Source organism: Mobilicoccus pelagius NBRC 104925 (assembly GCF_000247995.1).
Classification (GTDB): domain Bacteria; phylum Actinomycetota; class Actinomycetes; order Actinomycetales; family Dermatophilaceae; genus Mobilicoccus; species Mobilicoccus pelagius.
In genome coordinates, this window is the sequence record NZ_BAFE01000059.1 from 1 (window position 1) to 3,290 (window position 3,290).

Here is a 3,290-nt window from a genome sequence, read left to right on the forward strand (position 1 = left end):
TTTACGTCATCCTCGACGGCGTCAAGACCAAGTGCCACATGTTCGTCTACCGCCTGTCCCACTCCGGCAAGGCCATCCACCGCGTCTACCCGACCGGCGGACAGGAAGCCTTCCTCGAAGGACACATCGAGGCCTTCCACGCCCTGGGCGGGATCCCGACCCGCCACATCCGCTACGACAACCTCACCTCCGCCGTCGTCCAAGTCATCCACGGCGGCGACCGGCTCCGCGACGAGAACGAACGCTGGGTGCTGTTCCGCTCCCACTACGGCTTCGACGCGTTCTACTGCCAGCCAGGCATCGACGGAGCCCACGAGAAGGGCGGCGTCGAGGGCGAGGTCGGCTGGTTCCGCCGCAACCACCTCACCCCCATGCCCGAAGTCGCCAGCCTGGACGAACTCAACGACAAGATCCGTGCCTGGGAACACGATGACAACACCCGCCGCATCACCGGCCACGCCAACACGATCGGGCAGGACTACCACACCGAACTCGACCACCTGGCACCCCTACCAGCAGACGACTTCGACCCCGGCCTGATCCTCCACCCCCGCGTCGACCGCTCCGCCCTGATCACCGTCCGCATGGTCAAGTACTCCGTCCCCGCCCACCTGATCGGCCAACGCGTTCGCGTATCCCTACGGGCCTCGTGCGTGGTCGTGTTCGAAGGCCGCACCGTCGTCGCCACCCACCCCCGCCTCGGCACCCGTGGCGTGACCAGGGTCGAACTGGACCACTACCTCGAAGTCCTACGCCACAAGCCCGGCGCGTTCCCCGGCTCCACCGCCCTCGCGCAGGCCCGCGCCGCCGGAGCGTTCACCGCAGCCCACGACGCGTTCTGGGCCGCGGCCCGCAAGACCAGCGGCGACGTCGCCGGCACCCAAGCGTTGATCGACGTGCTCCTGCTCCACCGATCCCTCCCCGCCGATGACGTGATCGCCGGCATCACCTCAGCCCTGTCCGTCGGCGCGACCAGCCCCGACGTCGTCGCCGTCGAAGCCCGCCGCCACGCCACCACCCACACACCCGCCCCAGCCACCCCGACCAGGGGCGGGACGGTCGTGAACCTGCCACCACGACGCCCCACCGACCCACACCAGGTCATCGCGCACCTGCCCGAAGACACCCGCACCCTGCCCACCGTCACCGCCTACGACGAACTCCTTCGCCGCCGTCAACCCGACCCCGCCCCGGTCTCCGCCGAGGTCCACCATCACACCCAGACAGGAACCCCATGACCACCAGCACCAGCAACCGCCAAGGCGGTCTTCGCCCCCGTCACAGCCTCACCGAACAAGCCGCCCAAGCCGCGATCGACCAGGCCTGCCGCCGGCTGCGGCTGCCCACGATCCGCGCCGTGGTCGATGACGCCGTCGCGGCCGCCACAAAGGACCAACTCACCTACCAAGGCTTCCTCGCCGAACTCCTGCTCGCCGAGGTCGATGACCGCGACCGTCGCTCCACCCTGCGTCGGATCAAGAGCGCCGGCTTCCCCCGTGAGAAGTGGCTCGCCGACTTCGACTTCACCGCGAACCCCAACATCAACCCCGCCACCATCAACGAGCTCGCCACCGGCGACTGGATCCGCCGCGGTGACCCCTGTGCCTGATCGGGGACTCCGGCACCGGAAAATCCCACCTGCTCATCGCGCTCGGCACCGCAGCCGCCGAACAGGGCTACCGCGTCCGCTACACCCTCGCCACCCGGCTCGTGAACGAGCTCGTCGAAGCCGCCGACGAGAAACAACTCACCAAGACCATCAACCGCTACGGCCGCGTCGACCTCCTCGTCATTGACGAACTCGGCTACATGGAACTCGACCGGCGCGGCGCCGAACTGCTGTTCCAGGTCCTCACCGAACGCGAGGAGAAGAACGCCATCGCGATCGCGTCCAACCAGTCCTTCTCCGCCTGGACCGACACCTTCACCGACCCCCGCCTGTGCGCAGCAATCGTCGACCGACTCACCTACAACGCCACCATCATCGAAACCGGCACCAACTCCTACCGACTCGCCCACACCCGAGCACGCCACCAGACCCCCTCCACAGGCGCGTGACATCGATCATCCGCCGAGAGGCGGACGTTGAAAATCGCTGGCAGTGCTGCGGTCCAACGTGCTTGGCTCGGGCCATGACGAGCCGCGTTTCTCACACCTCGGTGGACTGCCGAGACGCCTACGCCCTGTCCGAGTTCTGGCGCACCGTCCTCGGCTACACCGATGTGGCAGACGACCCGAACGAGCCAGGAGACGAAGAGTGCATGATCCTCGACCCTGAGTCGGGCCACTCCCTGCTGTTCATCCAGGTCGCCGACCCCACCCCCGGCAAGAACCGCTGGCATCTCGACCTGCGACCTTGCGAGGGCCGACGCGACGACGAGGTCGAGCGCCTCCTGCAACTGGGCGCCAGCATCGTGGCCGATCGCAGAGACATCCATGGCCCTGGCGTTGGCTGGGTCACCATGGCCGATCCGGAACAGAACCAGTTTTGCGTCCTACGCTCCGATGAGGAGCGCAAGGCATCCTGATCTGCCGCGGGGAGGCTGGGGTTCCGCTCGTGGGTGGCGTCGCCGACGCGGTCGGGGGTCGATGAACCATGATGGGCGGGGTGAACCAGCCCACGTCGTCCCTGGAGGCCAGGACCATTGCGGCCGCTGCCGCTGATCCCGTCTGCGCTGCGATCCTCGACCGAATGCCTCACCTCGGGCTCTCAGAATGGTGGCTCACTGCAGGCGCCGTCTTCCAGAACGTGTGGAACGCCGTCGAGGGGCATGCTCCGGGGTATGGGATCAAGGACTACGACGTCTTCTACTTCGACGACACCGACCTGTCCTGGGAGGCCGAGGATGCCGTGATCCGCCGAGCTTCCGACCTCTTCCACGACGTTCCCGCCCAGATTGAGCTGCGCAACGAGGCCCGCGTCCACCTCTGGTACGAGGCCAAGTTCGGCACGCCCGCAACGCCCTTCACCAGCGCCACGGACGCCATCGACTCCTTCGCCTCAACCACGTGCTGCGTCGGCCTCACCCGGGCGTCAGCGGACGGTCCGACCGGGACACAGATCTACGCGCCCTTCGGCCTCGACGACGTCTTCGCGATGCACATGCGCCCCAACCGACGCCTCGCACCCCAAACCGTCTACGACGCCAAGGTCACCGATTACCGCAGACGTTGGCCCTCCCTGACCAGCGATCCTTGGTGATCTCAACGTCTTGAACTGCCGCTGATCTCACATCAGCTGGGGCCAAGTCGGGCCGTCATCCCGGGGCCGGATGGAGTTGACATAGCCA

Annotated in this window: 3 protein-coding genes and 1 pseudogene; all 4 read left to right on the forward strand. The window is 67.2% G+C overall.

What is annotated here, in order from left to right; genetic code table 11:
- Positions 1-1,238, forward strand: a 1,238-nt coding sequence (locus MOPEL_RS09525) for an IS21 family transposase (protein ID WP_009482685.1), incomplete at its 5' end; no start/stop codon positions are given.
- Positions 1,235-2,058, forward strand: a pseudogene (gene istB, locus MOPEL_RS09530) (IS21-like element helper ATPase IstB). The gene MOPEL_RS09525 and the pseudogene istB, both read left to right, overlap by 4 nt.
- Before the next feature lie 74 nt (positions 2,059-2,132).
- Positions 2,133-2,528 carry a VOC family protein gene (locus tag MOPEL_RS09535; RefSeq protein WP_040633851.1) on the forward strand — a complete coding sequence of 132 codons (396 nt, stop codon included), beginning with the start codon at positions 2,133-2,135 and terminating at the stop codon, positions 2,526-2,528.
- 164 nt (positions 2,529-2,692) lie between these two features.
- A complete protein-coding gene (locus MOPEL_RS09540; protein WP_245544755.1) occupies positions 2,693-3,202 on the forward strand; it encodes a nucleotidyltransferase family protein in 510 nt (169 codons plus the stop codon).
- Positions 3,203-3,290 lie beyond the last annotated feature (88 nt).